This is a genomic window from Nostoc cycadae WK-1, assembly GCF_002897135.1.
Taxonomy (GTDB): domain Bacteria; phylum Cyanobacteriota; class Cyanobacteriia; order Cyanobacteriales; family Nostocaceae; genus Nostoc_B.
This window is the reverse complement of record NZ_DF978422.1, coordinates 41479-60926: the sequence shown is the minus strand read 5'-3', so window position 1 is coordinate 60926 and position 19448 is coordinate 41479. Positions and strand designations below refer to the sequence as shown.

The 19448-nt window shown below is 41.6% G+C and carries 16 protein-coding genes; 7 read left to right on the top strand and 9 right to left on the bottom strand.

Annotated elements, in window-relative coordinates; genetic code table 11:
• Window positions 1-97: 97 nt before the first annotated feature.
• The gene (locus NCWK1_RS02400) at window positions 98-1528 is read right to left on the bottom strand and encodes a form I ribulose bisphosphate carboxylase large subunit (RefSeq protein WP_096580500.1); all 1431 of its coding nucleotides are present in this window, start codon (window positions 1526-1528) and stop codon (window positions 98-100) included.
• Between the two features lie 1008 nt (window positions 1529-2536).
• Here NCWK1_RS02400 and NCWK1_RS02395 point away from each other — a divergent pair.
• Window positions 2537-3622 (top strand): ligand-binding sensor domain-containing protein, encoded by a 1086-nt coding sequence (locus NCWK1_RS02395; RefSeq protein WP_422730835.1) that lies wholly within the window; start codon window positions 2537-2539, stop codon window positions 3620-3622.
• A gap of 82 nt (window positions 3623-3704) precedes the next feature.
• Complete coding sequence (gene panB, locus NCWK1_RS02390; protein ID WP_096580504.1) at window positions 3705-4475, top strand: 3-methyl-2-oxobutanoate hydroxymethyltransferase; 771 nt, start codon at window positions 3705-3707, stop codon at window positions 4473-4475.
• Between the two features lie 76 nt (window positions 4476-4551).
• On the opposite strand, the gene lepB is transcribed toward panB, so the two are convergent.
• The 3 genes from lepB to metH all read right to left on the bottom strand — a co-directional run bounded on the left by lepB (window position 4552) and on the right by metH (window position 9627).
• Entirely contained in the window at window positions 4552-5124 is a 573-nt protein-coding gene (gene lepB / locus NCWK1_RS02385; RefSeq protein WP_103123591.1) for a signal peptidase I, read from the bottom strand.
• 306 nt (window positions 5125-5430) lie between these two features.
• Complete coding sequence (locus NCWK1_RS02380; protein WP_146033931.1) at window positions 5431-5742, bottom strand: hypothetical protein; 312 nt, start codon at window positions 5740-5742, stop codon at window positions 5431-5433.
• 324 nt (window positions 5743-6066) lie between these two features.
• Entirely contained in the window at window positions 6067-9627 is a 3561-nt protein-coding gene (metH, locus tag NCWK1_RS02375; RefSeq protein WP_103123590.1) for a methionine synthase, read from the bottom strand.
• A 298-nt stretch (window positions 9628-9925) separates the two neighbouring features.
• On the opposite strand from metH, the gene NCWK1_RS02370 reads away from it, so the two are divergent.
• The 4 genes from NCWK1_RS02370 to NCWK1_RS02350 all read left to right on the top strand — a co-directional run bounded on the left by NCWK1_RS02370 (window position 9926) and on the right by NCWK1_RS02350 (window position 11650).
• Window positions 9926-10270, top strand: a complete 345-nt coding sequence (locus NCWK1_RS02370; RefSeq protein WP_103123589.1) for a hypothetical protein — start codon at window positions 9926-9928, stop codon at window positions 10268-10270.
• A gap of 77 nt (window positions 10271-10347) precedes the next feature.
• Window positions 10348-10587, top strand: coding sequence for a DUF2281 domain-containing protein (locus tag NCWK1_RS02365; RefSeq protein ID WP_015112704.1), 240 nt, complete (start codon window positions 10348-10350; stop codon window positions 10585-10587).
• On the top strand, window positions 10584-11006 hold the full coding sequence (locus NCWK1_RS02360; protein WP_103123588.1) for a type II toxin-antitoxin system VapC family toxin: 423 nt from the start codon (window positions 10584-10586) through the stop codon (window positions 11004-11006). Before NCWK1_RS02365 ends, NCWK1_RS02360 begins: the two co-directional genes overlap by 4 nt.
• Before the next feature lie 485 nt (window positions 11007-11491).
• Complete coding sequence (locus tag NCWK1_RS02350; protein ID WP_245894804.1) at window positions 11492-11650, top strand: leucine-rich repeat domain-containing protein; 159 nt, start codon at window positions 11492-11494, stop codon at window positions 11648-11650.
• Here the strand turns inward: NCWK1_RS02350 and trxA are convergent, their stop codons facing one another.
• The 5 genes from trxA to NCWK1_RS29025 form a co-directional block, all read right to left on the bottom strand.
• Window positions 11651-11983 (bottom strand): thioredoxin, encoded by a 333-nt coding sequence (gene trxA / locus NCWK1_RS02345; protein WP_103123587.1) that lies wholly within the window; start codon window positions 11981-11983, stop codon window positions 11651-11653.
• Between the two features lie 200 nt (window positions 11984-12183).
• Window positions 12184-15309 carry a hypothetical protein gene (locus tag NCWK1_RS02340; RefSeq protein WP_103123586.1) on the bottom strand — a complete coding sequence of 1042 codons (3126 nt, stop codon included), beginning with the start codon at window positions 15307-15309 and terminating at the stop codon, window positions 12184-12186.
• A gap of 308 nt (window positions 15310-15617) precedes the next feature.
• The gene (locus NCWK1_RS02335; RefSeq protein ID WP_103123585.1) at window positions 15618-17168 is read right to left on the bottom strand and encodes a metallophosphoesterase family protein; all 1551 of its coding nucleotides are present in this window, start codon (window positions 17166-17168) and stop codon (window positions 15618-15620) included.
• A 6-nt stretch (window positions 17169-17174) separates the two neighbouring features.
• Window positions 17175-18173 (bottom strand): YegS/Rv2252/BmrU family lipid kinase, encoded by a 999-nt coding sequence (locus NCWK1_RS02330; RefSeq protein WP_103123584.1) that lies wholly within the window; start codon window positions 18171-18173, stop codon window positions 17175-17177.
• A 54-nt stretch (window positions 18174-18227) separates the two neighbouring features.
• Window positions 18228-18476 carry a hypothetical protein gene (locus tag NCWK1_RS29025; protein ID WP_146033929.1) on the bottom strand — a complete coding sequence of 83 codons (249 nt, stop codon included), beginning with the start codon at window positions 18474-18476 and terminating at the stop codon, window positions 18228-18230.
• A gap of 205 nt (window positions 18477-18681) precedes the next feature.
• Between NCWK1_RS29025 and NCWK1_RS02325 the strand changes: the two genes are divergently transcribed.
• Window positions 18682-19347, top strand: coding sequence for a phytochelatin synthase family protein (locus tag NCWK1_RS02325; protein ID WP_103123583.1), 666 nt, complete (start codon window positions 18682-18684; stop codon window positions 19345-19347).
• Window positions 19348-19448: the final 101 nt, after the last annotated feature.

Below are 19448 nucleotides of genomic sequence, written 5' to 3'. Positions count from 1 at the left end.
TTGACCCAGCCCAAATTTAAGTTAAAAGTAAAAAGTAATAAGTAAAAAGATTTTCTTTTACCTTTTACCTTTTAACTTTTTACCTTTTACTTGATGATCAGACGGTATCCATAGCCTCAAACTCGAATTTGATTTCTTTCCACAGTTCGCAAGCAACAGCCAATTCAGGAGACCATTTGGCAGCTTCGCGGATAATGTCATTACCTTCACGAGCCAAGTTGCGACCTTCGTTACGTGCTTGGACGCAAGCTTCTAAAGCTACACGGTTAGCGGTTGCACCAGGAGCGTTACCCCAGGGGTGTCCGAGTGTACCACCACCGAATTGGAGTACGGAGTCATCACCAAAGATTTCTACTAAGGCGGGCATATGCCAGATATGGATACCACCAGAAGCAACTGCCATTACACCAGGTAGAGAAGCCCAGTCTTGGGTAAAGTAAATACCGCGAGACTTGTCTTGCTCAACGTAGTTTTCACGCAATAGGTCAACGAAACCCATTGTGATACCACGTTCGCCTTCCAATTTACCTACTACAGTACCTGTGTGGATGTGATCACCACCAGATAAACGTAGGGCTTTAGCCAATACACGGAAGTGGATACCGTGGTTCTTTTGACGGTCAATTACTGCGTGCATCGCGCGGTGGATGTGTAGCAGAACGCCGTTGTCACGACACCAACGAGCCAAGGTGGTGTTAGCGGTGAAACCTGCGGTTAGGTAGTCGTGCATGATGATGGGCTGATTGAGTTCTTTAGCGTACTCAGCCCGCTTCAGCATTTCTTCACAAGTAGGGGCGGTGACGTTTAGGTAGTGACCTTTGATTTCACCTGTTTCAGCTTGAGCTTTGCTGATAGCGTCAGACACGAACAAGAAGCGATCGCGCCATCTTTGGAATGGTGCGGAGTTGATGTTTTCGTCGTCTTTGGTGAAGTCCAAACCACCGCGCAAACATTCGTATACAGCACGTCCGTAGTTCTTAGCAGACAGACCCAATTTTGGTTTGATTGTACAACCCAACAGAGGACGACCGTATTTATTTAATTTGTCACGCTCAACTTGGATACCGTGAGGAGGCCCTTGGAAGGTCTTGATGTAAGCAACAGGAAAGCGAAGGTCTTCCAAACGCAATGCCCGCAGAGCTTTAAAACCAAATACGTTACCTACAATTGAGGTTAGAACGTTGGTGATGGAGCCTTCTTCAAAGAGATCCAGAGGATAGGCAATGTAAGCGATAAATTGGTTGTCTTCGCCAGGAACTGGTTCGATATCGTAGCAACGACCTTTGTAGCGATCTAGGTCGGTTAACAAGTCTGTCCATACGGTTGTCCATGTACCAGTGGAAGACTCAGCCGCTACAGCCGCAGCTGCTTCCTCAAAGGGAACTCCGGGCTGGGGTGTAACACGGAACGCCGCCAGAAGATCTGTATCTTTAGGTGTGTAATCAGGTGTGTAATAAGTTAGTCGGTAATCTTGAACCCCGGCTTTATACCCAGATTTTGCCTGAGTCTTCGTTTGAGCGTAAGACATATCTATCCTTCCAAGATGTCACTCTTTTTACTTATCAAATCACGTTTTGTACAACTTCCTCTCACCATTTTTCTTACCCGCATCAACAGAGGAGAAGATTAGGCACATTTTTTTAGAGGTCGTCTTCGCTAAAGGGCAGCAGTTTTACTTTTATTAACACTTGACTTTTCACCAGTGTTATGTAGAACCAGGAGTTCATGTCCTAGCGCTTGCGCCCTTGTTGGATGAAAAAATTTCTTTTATTTATTCCTCTTGACTCGCTAAACTTTCTCAGCCTCACCAAAAACTCTCTACTTTGCAGAAAGTATGAGATTATTCTCTTTGATATCCGGTTATTCTAGGAAATGAGCTTTCTAGCTAACATCTCCGCATCCGCACTCCTGCTGTGTTCTCAATTTATAGAAAACAGACCAGGAGAGAATTTTGCTGGATGTTGATTTAGTCGAGTAGTGAGCGAAAGACAATATTGCACACAACGTAATTTGTAACTTGTCTCACAATATATCAATAAATTGCATAAGTTATTCTTTGAAAATTTTTAACTTATATATTTAAATTTGTTATTACATAAAGATTTAAACATTTTGTTACAACTAATTTACAAATGTTTCGTCTAACTGTATGGAAATGTGAACACTAGTACAACAAGGCAAAAGTAAAAGGTCAAAAGGAAAAAGAAAGAATAGTGATAAACAAGCCTTTTAGCAATTCCAGATGGTCTGTTTACTTACGCCGACCTGTACTAGGATGGGGAGTATGTTACAAAAGTCATCTTGAACTGTATAGAAATGTGAACACTAGGATGAAGAGTAGGGGAAAAGTACAAAAGACTATTGACCATTGACTCCTACTCAGTAATTTCTGGGAAAAATTCTTGAAGACGATTTAAACAATATCAACAAAGGGAACACTGAGTTTAACCGCCAGCCAGTTTAGGCAATGGCTAAACTTACTGTCTTTTGAGGAAATGTCACCGTGGTATTGTTTCGCAAGCAGACTAGTTTTTTGATGACTGCGATTTTGCTGGGGTTAATCACTTTGCCAAACATTGGCGTTGTCCTGATGACAAAACCAGCCAAGGCGCAAACAAATGGGACTCTATCACCGAAAACTCCAGATATTCAGCCATCTGAGTTAGTTCCTTATTACCCAGCTTCTGCACCACCGCCACAAGTCAAACCTTTACCTGATGAACGGATTATAGAAGAAAGGTCGATAGAAACAGATTACCGTGTGAGTAACTTGCTGAAAGATTTTAAAGGTAATCTTTGGGTGGGTTCTTGGCGGGGACTATCACGGATTGACCCCAAGACAGGTAAGATATTGGCGCGTGTAAATTTGCCGAATATTGCTATTGGTGCTTTAGCTCAAGATAAAGTAGGGCGTTTGTGGGTGGGAACGTATGAAGGACTGATGCGAGTTGACCCCAGAACTAATGAGATTACGGCACAAAATTTGTTTTTACCTTCCAAGCGCGTGTTATCGATGTTAATTGACAAGCGGGGCTATTTGTGGGTGGGAACTGATAGCGGTTTAGCCTTAATTAGTCCCGACCAAGGCTTAATTATGACGACTGTGAAAAATTTGCCTGGAGTCAGCGCCAACACTTTAACTTTAGATGCGGAAGGTCAATTGTGGGTGGGAACTTTAGATGGGCTGGTAAGGATAAATACTACCAATGCTTATATTATGAAGCGGATTGACGGTTTGCCTGGCACGACCGTACAAACTTTAGCTATTAGTCCCGAAGGCTTAATTTGGGCAGGAATGGCGAATAATTTACTAGTGATTGATCCAAAAACAGATAAAGTACTACGGTCTGTAACTCCATTGCGGGGAAGAAATGTCACAGCAGTAAACTTTGCTCAAGATGGTAGCGTTTGGGTCGGGACGAACAATGGTTTGTTGCGATTAAATCCACATACAGGCGCTCTTTTAGATCAAGTTGCGGGACTTCCTTCTAGTCGAGTTCTTGCCCTTGTACCTGATATCGGTAATAAATTATGGATAGGTACTAGTGAAGGTTTAGCTTGGTTAATGCCTAAAATGAACGGTGCAAAACCTCATCTTGCTTTTAGTCGCGCAGTGAAATGAGGGAACAGGTGATAGGTTACAGGTTACAGTAAGGAACTGTCACTTATCACCTATACCCTGTAACCTTTAACCTGTAACCTCTATGCCAGTTACTACCCAGCAATTAATTCAATGGAAACAACAGGGACGAGCGATCACAGCTTTAACAGCTTGGGATTATGCGATCGCCCAACTTATCGACGCGGCTGGTGTAGACTTAATCTTAGTTGGGGACTCGATGGCTGTAGTTTTAGGGTATGAAACTACACTCCCCATCACCCTAGAGGAAATGCTATTTCATGCTAAAGCTGTGCGTCGTGGTGTAAAACGCGCTTTAGTTGTGGTTGATTTACCATTTTTGACTTATCAAGAAAGCGTCGCCCAAGCCATGCACTCAGCCGGCAGAATATTGAAGGAAACTGGAGCGCAAGCCGTTAAATTAGAAGGTGGCTACCCAGCGATGGTTGAGACAATTGCACGTTTAGTCCAAGCGGGAATTCCCGTGATGGGTCATGTGGGTTTGACACCGCAATCAGTTCATCAACTGGGTTTGCGCCAACAAGGCAAAACCGAAGCACAAGCAGAAAGAATTTTAAATGAAGCGATCGCCTTAGAACAAGCAGGTGTATTTGCTATTGTCTTAGAGCATATCCCCGCAGATTTGGCAAGAAATATCACCGAAAAACTCAGCATTCCCACAATTGGGATTGGTGCGGGGGCTGACTGTGATGGCCAAGTATTAGTTACTTCCGATATTCTCGGTCTTTCCGCCAAGCAACCACCATTTGCCAAAACTTACACCAACCTGCGGGAGATCATCACTCAAGCTGTACAGGATTACGCTGTAGAGGTGCGGGAAGGGAAATTTCCGTAGTTAAACCAGTGAACGGAAATCATGAGTGTATAATGAAGGACTTAAACCCAAAGATTTAACTGATAACTGTTCACTGTTAAATAAATCCAATGCGGTTAAGCGGCCAAAAGCGAAACACTGCGCGACCGATAATATTTTGTCTTGGTAGAAATCCCCAATAACGAGAGTCATTGCTATCGTTACGGTTGTCTCCCATCACAAACAATTCATCAGCAGGGACTTGTACGGCGGGGAATGGCTGATTTGGCGGTTCGGCGATGTAATCTTCTTGCAACGGTTGATTGTTGAGATAAACTTTGCCATCAGCAACTTTGAGAATTTCTCCTGGTGTGCCAATTACCCGTTTAATAAAGGCTTGGTCTTTGGGATAGCCGCGACGTTGCAATTCTGCGGGGGCTTGAAAAACTACAATATCCCCAGTGGCGGGAGCTTGAAAATGGTAAGAAAGTTTTTCTACCACTAAGCGATCGCCTTCATATAAAGTAGGCACCATAGAATCAGAAGGTATATAGCGAGGTTCCGCCACAAAAGTTCTGATAAACACTGCCAATAATAAAGCGATCGCTACTAAAGTTAAATTTTCTCGCCAACTACGCCATATTTTTGATGACGCACTAGCTTCTTTTACATCAGTTTCCTGGGGAATCATAGAAATTTTTAGCCAATACGAAAAGTGGGATAAATACCTTGATTTTTGTGATACCAAGGTATGTTTACAAGTAAACTAGGTTTTGTTATGACCCATATAAATATTAATATGACGTTTTCAAGTATATTTGTAATCTTGTATATAGCAACACCTGATATTTCTCAGTAATCTCATCATGATTTTTGTATTACCTGCCAAATTGACAGGAATACCAATCATAATTTCATCATCTACAACAGTCGTAGTTCGTGGATTTATACTCAGCACTTTCTGATACTCAATCAAATTGCATGATTGGGTAAAAAACTATTTCCACGGTGAAGAAGGTAGTTGGTCAATAGACTGCACAGCACAGCCTTCTAAAAAGATGGGAACTCGTCCACAATTTGGACATTTCATCACATCATCTTGCTGAGTATCAGGTTTATTTTTTGGTTTAGGTTTAGAATTTTGTGGTGTGAGAAAAACCACGTCAATAGATAATGGAGTCAAGCAGTGACGACACTCACAAATTAATAGCTGTCCCGCATCACTCGTTTGATAGACCTTTAGGTGTTGTGTGGGATAAAATTTTTCTGGTTCTTCCGGGAATGATCTTTCTTCAAACTTTTCAGACATTGCTTTGACCATGTTTCCTTACAGAGCATTCAGTTGAATTTTGAGGTACTGTTAGTGCAGTATAAACATTCAAGAGACACAGTTGTGACCTCTTATTTAGAATTCAACTACACACTTTTAGCACGCCATACTAAATACTACAAGACTAGATTCTATCTATCAGAATAAGGGGCGTAAGAGAAAAAGGGCGTAAGGGTGTGGGAGCGTAAGGGTATAAGGAATAAAGAAAATTAGAGAATAAAAGGTATAAGGAGTATGGTAGAAAACGCATATTTTCTTCCCCCTAGACCCTTACACACCTCAACCCCTACACCCTTAGTTACGTTATGCGCTGAAGTACTTCGCTACTGGGTGGTAAGCAATAATCGCCGTTGTAGACTGTTCGGGATAAAGCTGTTCACTTTCATCCATATATAGATTAATTCTGCCAGTCTCCAACAAATCCAACTGCTTGTACTGATCTTGAATATTCGGGCAAGCTGGATAACCAAAACTATAGCGTGAGCCGCGATAGCGTTGCGCTAAAACATCCCGAATATTATCAGGTTCCTCAGCAACAAAACCTAACTCGCGGCGAATTCTGGCGTGTGTCCACTCAGCCAGCGCCTCGGCTACTTGTACCGCTAAACCGTGGAAATACAAATAATCTGTGTATTGATTATCTGCAAACAGCTTTTGAGCAAATTCTGTAGCCACATCCCCCACAGTTACCGCCTGCATCGGGAAGACATCAATTATCCCTGATTCCTTCGGTGCAAAGAAATCTGCAATGCACAGCCTTCTTAAAGACTTCTGTCTGGGAAATTCAAAGCTTGTTTTTACCTGTGCATCTGAGTGGTTCGTTTCATACACATACAATGTATTCCCCTCAGCCTGACAAGGAAAATAACCGTAAATTACTTGAGGATGTAACAAATTTTCCTCAATAATTCGCTGTTTCCAAGTTTCTAAAATTGGGTAAACTTTCTCATTCAAGAAAGCCTGATACTCTTCTTTGGATTGTTCTTTGGGTTTACGGTATTGCCATTGTCCCGCAACCAAAGCCTGTAAATCTAAATGCCAGAATATTTCCTCCCAAGGAATATCAGCAGGTTGTAATAACTTGGTTCCCCAAAATGGCGGCGTGGGACGTTCAATATCTACCGAGACGGCTTCGGAACGGCGGGTGTCTACTTCAGTGCTGAGTGCTGTTAGTGGTAGCGGGGCGTTTAGCCCGTGCTGAGTGCTGAGAGTTGAGTGCTGAGAGTTGAGTGCTGAGTGCTGAGTAGTTTCTAGTTCATCAATGACTTCATCCAAAAATCCTTGCAAGTCATCCCAATTATTTGCAGCCTTGGCTGGCATTAATTTATCCATGAAATGCAAGTCAGAGAATGCATCTTTGCCATAAATCACTTTACCTTTGTAGGCTTTTTGGCAATCATCATGAACAAACTTAGGTGTTAACGCTGCACCGCCTAAAATTACCGGGACAGTAATTCCTTTTTCGTTGAATACTTCCAAGTTTTCTTTCATAAAGGCTGTGGACTTCACCAGCAAACCACTCATGGCAATACAATCAGCTTTGTGTTGATTGTAAGAGTCAATGATGTTTTCTACTGGCTGTTTAATTCCGAGGTTAATTACCTTGTAGCCGTTGTTAGATAAGATAATATCCACTAGGTTTTTACCAATGTCGTGGACATCACCCTTAACTGTGGCAATAATTACGGTTCCTTTAGCATTATTACCCGCTTCGGATTTCTCCATGAACGGTTCTAAGTAAGCCACCGCCGTTTTCATGGTTTCCGCCGACTGCAAAACAAAGGGTAACTGCATTTGTCCTGAACCAAACAATTCACCGACTACTTTCATGCCATCTAGCAAGAAAGTGTTGATAATATCCAGGGGTTTGTATGCTTCTAAGGCTTTTGTCAGGTGCTTTTCTAAACCGATGCGTTCACCGTCGATGATGTGGCGTTTGAGAATTTCTTCAATGGGGAGATTTTCGTCAACGCCTTTGTCACGTTTGGCACTGACCCCAGCAAAGACTGTGGTAAGCTCTCCTAGAGGATCGTAAACGCAGACATCACCCGTAAATTTCCGTTCATCATAAATTAGTTGGTGGCAAATTTCTTGATGACGGGGGTCTATTTTAGACAGTGGTAAGATTTTGCTGGCGCTGACAATTGCTGCATCCATTCCCGCAGCCATCGCTTCGTGGAGAAACACTGAGTTGAGGACAATACGCGCGGCGGGGGAAAGTCCGAAGGAAATATTTGAGACACCCAAAATTACATGGCATCCTGGTAATTCTTGGCGAATGCGGCGAATGGCTGCAATGGTGGCTTTGCCATTTTCTCGGTCTTCTTCAATCCCCGTAGAAATTGGTAGGGCTAAGGTATCAAAGAATATTTCTGTGGGAGGAATGCCGTATTCTACAGCTTGACGATAGGCACGTTGGGCGATCGCAAATTTTCTCTCGGCTGTCCGCGCCATACCTTCTTCATCGATAGTGCCAATGACTACACCCGCACCGTATTGTTTCGCTAACTCCAGCACTTTTAAAAAGCGCGGTTCGCCATCTTCGTAGTTGGTGGAATTCAACAAACATTTACCACCCGCAACTTTTAACCCAGCCTCCATTTTTTCCCATTCGGTGGAGTCGAGCATTAAGGGTAGGGTAACATTATTCACAATGCGCGAAACAAGTTCGTGCATATCTCGCACACCGTCACGCCCGACATAATCGACGTTGACATCTAGGATGTGTGCGCCTTCTTTGACTTGCGCCCTCGCCATAGATACCAATCCGTCCCAGTCTTCGGCGTTGAGTAAATCGCGGCACTTTTTAGAACCGCTGGCGTTGAGACGTTCTCCGACAATTAAGAAAGAATTGTCTTGAGTGTAAGGCTGAGTAGTATATATTGATGCCGCCGCAGGTTCCAGACTTGGCTGTCGCACTTTTGGCTTTAACTCTTTGGCGATTTCTGCCAATTGTTGAATGTGTTCTGGACGTGTCCCACAGCAACCCCCAATCACTTGGACACCCAAATCTTCAACAAAGTGCATTAATGACATCCGTAATTCTAGCGGTGTCAAGCGGTAGTGTGCTTGGCCGCCAACGTTCTCTGGTAAACCCGCATTAGGAATACAAGAAACCACAAACGGCGAATGTTCTGCCAAATACTTGATGTGTGGTTTCATCAAGTCTGGCCCTGTGGCACAGTTCAAACCGAGAATATCAATGTTGTAAGGTTCCAAAATTGTCACGACAGCGCTGATTTCTGTACCTACCAACATTGTCCCCATGCTTTCCATTGTCACGGATACCATCACAGGTAGGCGATCGCCTTTCTTGACAAAAGCTTCTTCTATCCCATTCAGTGCGGCTTTGATTTGCAGCACATCTTGGCAAGTTTCAACCAATAATAAATCCACACCACCATCAATTAGGGCTTCGGCTTGTTCAGCAAAAGACGCTTTCATTGTGTCAAAGTCAATATGTCCCAAGGTGGGGAGTTTGGTTGTTGGGCCGATGGAACCCGCAACAAACCGAGGTTTTTCTGGTGTGGAAAATTCAGCGGCGACGCTTTTGGCAAGTTCAGCGGCTTTTTTGCTGAGGTAATAGGCTTGGTCTGCTAAGTCATATTCTGCCAATACAATTGAGGTACTGCCAAAACTGTCGGTTTCAATGACATCAGCACCAGCAGCGAGAAAGTCACGATGCACTTTAGCAACGGCTTCGGGTTTTGAATGAACTAAATATTCGTTACAACCTTCATATTGTGCGCCGCCGAAATCTTCAGCGGTGAGGTTTTGGGTTTGCAAGTTAGTCCCCATCGCCCCGTCAAAAACAAGAACTGGGCTATCAGGACTACGCAGGCGTTCAAGGAAAGGATGAGTCATATTTTCCTAGAAGAAATGAGGAAATGTAGTGAGTATTGTGATGCTCGACTTAATTTATTATTTTCCATAATTGTGGGGGAGAATGGGCGATCGCTTATAATCTTGATTTACGTACAAAAGGTGCAGAGCATCGGCTGACCAACGAAATTAAGGATATTGTTATTTAGTATTTCTCCACGGTTGTTAGCAAAACGCTATAAACGTTATTTTGATTAGAGTTTTAAAATTAAAATGGCTGTAGCTATTGTATAGACAGCAGTTGTATGATTTTTCACGCATCTTGTAAGGATTACAGATAATGTCAGTTATAAAAAGACCCATCAAACCAGCCACTTATATATCTTTTCTCTACATCTATGAAACTACTTGGGGAAAGGCTGGTGATATCTGTTTAATCCGGGAATCTGTAGCGAATGCAAGTACAACGAAGTTTATCGGCCATAAAATTCGGCTTGTAGTCCCAAAACGCCTAGAACGCGATCGCGTGGCGAATTTTCCGGTAGTCAAAGTTGCAGGTAATGTCGGTGATGGACACCCAAAAGATCATCCTTATGAATGGGAGGCTTATGAAGGGGTAGATCTGGAAATTGCGATCGCCGCTTTAAGACCTTGGGGTTTCAAGTTAATTGAGAATACAGATTAAGCTTAAGCACAACCACACAGTTGTGCTGGCTTTTCTCCTTCATTTTCAAAAAAGATGGATAACTTCTGGAGGTTGCCTTGAGCATTATACAAACTGCTACTGAAAAAATGCGATCGCTCCCGCCACAACAGCAACAAGAGGTTTTGGATTTTATTGAGTTTCTGCAAAATAAGATAGCAGGACAAAATACAAACCAAGAACATCAGGAACCTATTTCATTTTTGAGTGCTGCTCAACAACTTGCTGGTTGTGTTGACGGTGGCCCTGGTGATTTAGCTACAAACAAACAATATCTTGAAGGTTTAGGGAGTGAATGAAGCACCAAGTCATCATCGATACTGGGCCATTAGTAGCTTTTATTAATCGCAGAGAGCATCTTCATGACTGGGTAATCAATACCTTAGCGACAATTGGGCAACCATTACTTACTTGTGAAGCTGTAATTGTTGAGACTTGTTTTTTGTTGCGAAATATCTACGGTGGTCAAGAAGCGGTGATGTCTTTACTAAGTACCGGAAACATTTTAATTCCCATACATTTAAGTGAGTCAGCAGCAGAGATTAAAGAATTACTACGGCAATATCAATCTGTGCCAATGTCGTTAGCAGATGCTTGTTTGGTGAGGATGACACAACTTTATCCTAAAAGTGAATTGCTCACATTTGATAGCGATTTTAGAATTTATCGCAAGAATCGTAATCAATTGATTTCTGTAATTATGCCAGAAGATGCGTGAGCAAGCTGGGTAAGCTAATGTGCTTAAAGTTCAGAAGAATGTTTTTTTACAAGCAGAATAAGCAAATGCGGAAGAATGTTTAATACTCATAAGTGAGTGTTTGATATTCGCTCGTGAGTATTTGATATTCGTAAATGAGTCTTTGATACTCATGAACGAGTGTTTAATACTCGCGTAAGAGTCTTTGATACTCATGAGTGAGTGTTTGATATTCGCGGATGAGTCTTTACTATTCGTGAACGAGTGTTTGATACTCGTGAGCGAGTCTTTAATACTCACAGTCGAACCTTTGATACTCGCCGATGAGTCTTTTATTCTCATTAACCAGTATTTGAACTTGGTGAGCAAGCCTTGAATACTCGTTGAGATTCTAATCTAAATGACTTTAACTACACCATTCCCTACTCTCCACTCCCTACTCCCCACTTCCACACTGTTACACTATTCTGGTAAATATAGCTACAGAGTGGAAGTGGGGTTTGCAGGTGACAGAACTGTTGCAAATTATTGAACAAGCTGCCAAGGACAAGCTAACAGAGTTAGATCTCTCTAATCATCAACTCAGCACTCTGCCACCAGAACTCTGTCAACTCTCCAACTTGACAGAGTTAGACTTCTCTCACAACCCCTTAAGCTCACCATAGTTAAAGAAGCTTTTCCACAGCGCCGCTGAACTCTTCGTAAGGTGAAACCCCAACAATTTTTTCGACTAAATCACCATCTTTGAAGATTAAAACAGCGGGAATGCTGCGGAGACCATATTGTTTAAATAGTGGTTTGTTGTTATCTACGTCTACTTTAACGACCTTGGCGCGTCCTTGATATTCCTCTGCAAGTTGTTCCATCAACGGACTGATGAGGCGACATGGGCCGCACCAAGTAGCAGTAAAATCAACAACTAGAATTTTTTCTTGAGTTAAAAGCGTATTAAATTCATTTTCTTGAATGTCAGCAACTATATGCGCTTCGGTAGACATTTTTAAATTCCTCAATATCAAACTAAAATTCAATAACTAAGTAACTATACAGAGTATATAGTAAAATTTTTACTTTATTTTTCCTGCTCATCAGTAATAGCGGCAATTGAAAAAGCCATCACCCAGACGTAATTTTGGTAACTGTTGGGTAATGGCTATCAGCTTGTTGTTAAAAGCATTAATTTTAGAGCTAATGGAAACTAGCCAATAGCAGAGATAGTTACACCTGTTACAGCGATCGCACCAGCGATCGCACTGGCGACAAGAGAGGTGAGTGCTGTCCCAAATAGCCACCAAGCGGCGTTAGCAACGGTTTTCTTGGTTTCTTCGGCTTGTTTTTTCGCTTGGTGTTTAATGCTGTGTAAACGTTCCTTGGTGATTTGCTGAATGCGTTCGGCGCGTTGCAGGACGCTATCGCGGGCGGCTTCGATTTGGTTGATAATGCGGTTAGCATCTTCTTGGGAAATATCTTCCCGTGAACTGATCAACGCGACTAAAGTATCACGATCAAAATGACTCAGGCGATCGCGCAAGGCTTCAAATCCGGCTTGGGGGTCATCAAACAATTTAGCAAAATCATGTTTGATGTCTTCATAATTAAGTTCAGGACGATTCAAGGAGTTAAGGTAATTGCGAATTCTCCCTGTTACCTGATCTGTGGCTGATTTAATTCCTTGCTGAATCTGCTGGTATTGTTTGACTATCGAATCACGCGCAGATACTATCTGATCGGCAATGCGGTTAACTTCCTCTTCCGAAATATCCTCACGTTGGGATAATAACGCCACAATTGTGGAACGGTCAACTTGAGAAAAGCGATCGCTTAATTGACCAATTCCGGCGCGAGGATCGCGCAACAGCAATTGTAAATCACGCTTGATACTGTCGGGGTTGAGTTCTTCTTTATTGGCGTTACGCAGGTAATCTTCGAGATTTGCTTCAAAATCGACAACTCGCTGAACCGTACGTTTTGCCAAGCGGCGCGGTGCTTTGATAATATCTTGAATTGCATCTTGCGCTTGGTCGATGATTTTTTGAACTTGTTCTTCGCTTAAATCACCGCGTTGAGTCACGAGTTTAACTAAAGTTTCTCGGTCAACTTGCGACAAGCGATCGCGGATTGCAGATACTCCTTCTTTCGGGTCAACCAGCAATTTTTCCAAATCTTGGCGGATACCTTCGGGGTTGAGTTCTTCTAAGTTGGTGTTGCGGAGATATTCAGCAATTTTAGTTGTGGTTTGTGCGTACTGTTCTTTAGCTTTGTCGGCTACAGCTTGCGGCGTTTGCAAGATATTATCTCTCACGGCTTCAAGCTGATCAAGAATTTGATTCACTTCATCTTCATTTAAATCTTGACGCTGAGTTAGCAGTTTAACTAAAGTATCCCTGTCAAACTGTGATAGACGCTTACCTAACAAGTTAAATCCCGCTTGGGGGTCTTGCACTAAAGTGCTGAAATCACGGCGAATACCTTCAGGATTGAGTTCTTCCTTATTAGTATTGCGGAGATAGTCTTCTACTTTTTGCCGTAGTTCTTCTGTTTTGCTTCTCCCTTGTTCTTCTAATTGGTTTAAGACAGAACCCCGGATATTTTCTAGCTGATTTAAGAGATTATTCGCTTCCTCTTCACTGAAGTCTTGACGCTGCAATAGGACTTGTTGCAATACATTGCGGTCAAATCCCTGTAAGCGTTCATTTAAATCTTCAACATCAGTCTTCAATTCTGTGAGTAAATTAGTAAAATCTCGCTCAACAGCTTCATTATTCAGTTCTTCTTTACCAGTCGAACGCAAATAATTTTCAATACGGTTCCGTAAATCTTGACCTTTATCTTTTGCTTCCGCCTGTTGCAAAGTTTCTAAAACTTCTTGGCGAATTTCTTCCATCTGTTGAGCAATTTCTTTTACTCTGACTTCGCTAATATCACTGCGGCGAATTAGCAAATTAGTAAACTCTTCTTGATTTAATCTTTCTAATTCACGGCGCATAGTGGACGCATCTGCTTGCGGGTCATAGATGACATCGCGGAATTCATCTTTAATGGTGATGCGGTTAAAGTGCCAAGGTAAAGAATTTTGAATGTAAGCTTCTATATCTTGGCGATAATGAGAGTTTGATGAATCACCTTTGCCTTTAGTAGTTTTTTCAATCGTTTCTTGCAATTGGTGAGTAATATCCTCAATATCTAAATCTTGAACTTTATCTTTGAGTTTTTGCAACTGATTGGTGATTTTGTTCACATCTAGATTGGAAGTATTTACTTTTTCTAAAACTATTGGTAAAGCAGCAGTTAATCCCGATTGGATGGCTTGCTTGATACCGCCATTGCTACCATTACCGTTACCGCCAACAGTTACCAATTCTTGCAAGCGATCGCCTAATTTATCTGATTGCAATTCTTCGGGACTTGCTGATGTGAGTAAGTCAATTACTTGCTGTGCAGGATTGCGTCGATTAACAGTTTGTTTCCAAGCTGCTTCTAATTGGTCAGCAATTTTATTGATATCCGCTTTAGAGAAATTTGTGCGATCGCTAATTAAATCAACAAAGGTTTGACGATTGAAATTTTGCGCCAAATCACTCTCAGGGATAGACTTCCAATCTATATCGCTGAATATTTTATCAAATTGGCTACGGATATCTTTAAAATCTAGTTGCGGTTTTGGCAGATTACTTAATGAAGTTTGCAGCGTATTTTGAATACTGTCAACATCAAAACCAGATGTTAATTCTCTGCGGACTGCGGCTGTAATATCTTCCGCTGTAGAAACCATCTGCTTTTGTGCTAGGTTTGCACCCAACGCGCTAGTTGCAGTTCCCATTAATGCTTGCAAACCAGCATTAGCAGTATTCGCAACTGAACCGACTAAGGAACCAACAGTTGAGGAACCAAACCAAACTATGATTGAAAAGTAAGCTGACCAGATAACTACACCAATAATTGCGCCTAAAAATGCACTCTCAATTAAGCTGAGTTTTACTGCTAAAAAGCAAGCAATAAATAATGCAATAGTAACGCTAATTAATGCCCAAAATCCAACTTTATTTTCTACTTTACGAATTGTAGTACCTAAACTTTCGTCATCATCACTAGAAGATGAATCATCTCCTGTGGCAGAAATTTTGAAAGCGATTGCAAAGTTAGTTAGTAATAGTTGAAAGGCAAATGCCATTAAGACACCAGCCACTAATGAAACTAAAAATTTAGGCCCAGAAAAAACTAATGATGCTTGTTCGGGAGTTAGTAGTTCTTGAACTCTAGTTATGGCTACTAATCCATTACCCAGCCAATGTAACCCTAAAGAATTCTCGAAAATTTGAAGCATAGTATTTTCTCACTCATGCTCGTTGAATTCCAGTTACTCAAAAAGCAACTGGCTTACTTTCTACGCTAGTTACTAAATTCTTTAGTTGACACTTTCTTAGGGGGTAAAGTAGGTTTCCGAAAGTCGTAGTTTAGAGGAATTTTTTAAACGAACCACAAAGGACGCAAAGTGCGCTAAGAAAGAGAAGAAAGTCACTGAATGAATTAAATGTAAAACTCTTTATCCTCTCCGCGCCTCCGCGTCTCTGCGTGAGACATTCATACAACGCCGCAGTTTTATATCTAAGTCGATCTACGGTTAATTAATTATCAAATCATAAAAGGCTCTATTTGATAATTATGCCATTCTCTTTGATACCATTCGGCAACTAACGGGCGGACAATAAATCGAGGATGTTTTTTGCCTGTGACATCAATTCGCAAACATGAGTAAGGACGGCGTTTTGTAGAACCATGACCGTTGCGACCTACAAATAAATGCGATCGCGCAATTAATTTATTTTCCTCAACTAAATCAGCGCCTTCAGTTCTTTGTCGGCGCAAACTAAACCCACTTCCACCGCACACAATCCAGTTCATTGAAGAATCTGCGTGTCCAGTGTTATATGTTTGCAGATATTCTAAACAATGAGCATGGCCGTTTAAGACTAAATCCACTACAGGACGATTTTGAGGCAAATCACCAACTGTTTCTGCTACTGCGTTAAATACTTCACGCAAGCGAGTCCGAATTGCTAATGTTTGTCCTTGTTCCCATTTGGTTGCTTCGGTGACGTAGGGAGGATGATGGAAATAAACGACTCGTCCGCGCACTTGGGAGTTATGCCAAGATGCAATTAATTTGTTTTTCAACCATTCCAACTGTTCTATATCGGTGTCGGCTGTTTGTTGCGGTGCTAATTGTTTGTCAATATCAACAATTAGTTCTTCAATTTGCGACAGTTTGACGTATAAATCATCTAAATATTCGGCTTCGTTAGGGTTATCAGGATTTAACTGGCTGGATTTGTCTAAGATTTGCTGTTTCTCTTGTTCAAAGTCTTGGCGGCGTTGTTCTAAAGTGATGCGTTCTGCGTCGCCTGCGGCGGTTTCTGGTATTGGTGGTGGATTGTTGAATGTATTGGAATCTAAAGCAAAGAAGTCAATGTCACCATAACGAAAAGTGTAATAACGATTGGGCAACCGCGTAAACTGTCCTGGTTGATAAGCTAAACAACGGCCTGTGTCTGTTTTGGCTGTGTAGTGTGTGTCTAAGTGTCGGTCTAAATCGCCAGGAAATTTAAATGCCTTGAGGTAATCAAGAAATGCTTTAGCATAAGCATCACCTGTTGCTGAACCATGTAAACCAACATCCATATCCAGGCGCGATCGCAATAACCGCCGAATTGGTAATGTTGTAATTGATAGCAAGTTAAAAACAACTGGCAAATTATAGTAATCATGATTTCCCGGTACAGGGAGAATCGGTACACGGAAAGTCATATTGTCGTAAGCAATCTTTTTGGGATGTTCACCACCAACAAGATATTCTTTATAAGGTTGAATGAAGTTTTGCTGATAATATTCACTCGACCCAACTAAATAAATGACATCGCCTGTATGTAGCATAAAACGGCAGTCATCTAGATGAGGTAACGCCAGTTCGGCTACTCGCCTTTGGGGATTTTGTCCGCCATGTCTACCAGAACCGCTATCTCCCACTACCAAAAACGAAAATTCAGGAGTATCAGCTTGACCATCTTTTAGTACAAGCTGAGTTTGGTCAATACCCCGCTGTTTAATTAAAGGATCTTGCCAGCGGACGCGCTGGTTCATCTTCTGAATTTTTTTGGCGATCGCTGGATCGGAAACAAGCTTCAAAACATTTTACTCCTTTAACTCTACTGTTTCTGCTTCTCCTTCTGGGGGATGTTTCAACTCAATTACTAAATTTGGCAGTCCTTCGAGTTTTTCAGCGAGTTCAGCTTCTTCTACTGTTGGGACAAACACTTTTAACCCGGCGGGAACACATTTAACTTCTATTGGCGTTGTCCCTACTAGTTCGCCATCTACGACAACTTTTTGTACTGGGTCAGTAGTGATTTTAAAATGTTTGGCGCGGAGATAACCAATATCATCCCGTTCAGCCGCATTACCCGCCGAAGCACTTTGAAATAAATGATAGGTTGCGGCGATCGCCCCTGCTTTATTTACAGGAGCAACAATTGTTACATCCAACAAGCCATCATTATAAATAATTCCCGCTGGCCCTTGCGCTAAAACTGATGTTGGTGGTGCTGCATTGGCTACGGTGACGGCGGCAGCTGTGGTTTTAATGATTTTTTCGTCTGTCTCAATTTCGACATCAAAACTCTGTAATTCTCGTAGCTGTTGAATACCAGCTAAAATATAAGCGATAATGCCAAAGCGATTTTTGGCTTCGCGGTTGGCTTTTTCCACAGTTTCCGCTTCAAAGCCAATACCTGCTAGTAAAATTAATGGGCGATCGTTGCAATAAGCTACATCGATATCACGAGTTACTCCTTGTAAAATTGTTTGACAAGCTGCTTCAATTGTGTCAGGAATTCCCAAAGCTGTAGCAAAAGCGTTGGCTGTCCCCCGCGAAATAATCCCAAAGGGAATATTAGTATTAATCACAGCCGTTGCTGCTGCGGAGAGTGTTCCATCACCCCCAGAAGCGATAATCTCATCAACTCCTCGCTGCACTGCGGCTTCAGCCAGTTGATCAGCATCGATTTCTTCTGTGGTGAAATGAATATCTAAGTCAATAGTGGGTTCTAATAATGAACGAATCTCTAGCAGTTCTTGTTCTGGGTTGCCTTGACCCGCAACTGGATTAAAGATGAGGCAGGCGGAACGATTCATAAAAGTCTAATCTTAAGCAGCGATCGCTAACATACCAGAATATTCCTATCATTCCTAAAAAATCTTAACTTCTCTCTGACGACAGGTTTGTGAGTAAGACCCAATCTCAATCCGGTTAAGATCAGCCTGTATTGTTCCGTTGCTTGTTTTAAGCGATACATTCGCAATGTAAGCCGATACATTCACAATGTAAGCCGATACATTCACAATGTAAACCGATACATTCATCATGTGAGCCAATACATTCACAATGTAAACTAATACATTCATCATGTAAGCCAATACATTCACAATGTGAGTCAATGAATGTCTTCACAGAGGAATTAACTTGATTTATAGGTTTTTTATTATACAAAATAAATACTTGATTTTGCTTAAATGTCTTAACTGTCCCTATTTATTTGCTTAAATGTCTTAACTGTCCTTGTCTATTCGCCAAAATCCTTAGAAAATTTATCAATATGAAAAACCCTGTCAAATTCAGGGATACTTAATACAGTAAAAATAAATGGATATTGATAACATCGGTCAAATTTCTAAACGCGATTTAGAAATCATTCAACTACATCAGTTTCAACAACCTATTTACTGTTGTAATGTGACTGCGATCGCCTATGCTTTCACTGCATTAGGATATCTCACAACCGTTGATGAAATTTTTTATGTTACTCAACTGCCAATCGCATCGGTTTTAGATGATGGCATGACTTTAGCAGAAACTTACGATACTTGTAAAATTTACATAGAAAGAAAGAAATTACCTCTGTCTATTCAGATGGATCATTTTGATAAACCGAGTATCACCCTCGAAGCATTCACCCGCGAAGTAGAAGCGGCCGTTTGTAATGAAAATGATGTCCATATTGTTAACTTCAATACTCGGATTGCTCATGAAAATCCTAGTTTAGAAGGTGGTCATTTCTCCTTGTTAGCAGATTATGATCCAAAAACTCAAGAAGTCACTATTGCAGATACCAATCCCAAACGATATACCCGCTTTTGGAAATGTCCAATTCAACGGATGTATGCGGCTTGTGTAGATAAAGATTCCTCTTCCAATCGTTCTCGTGGAATGATTGTACTCCGCAGATTAGAAAAAGTGAATCTCGCAGATAACGGTGTAGCTCATCCAGCGGAACTTGCTTTAAATGCTCTCCACGCAGAAAACAGTTAAGCGTTGATGCAGTTATCTAAAAATTTTCAATAAAGGCTCATCATAGCTCCTTCCAACAAGTAAATGAAGGAGCTTTTTTTAGTTTTTCAGTACTGAACATT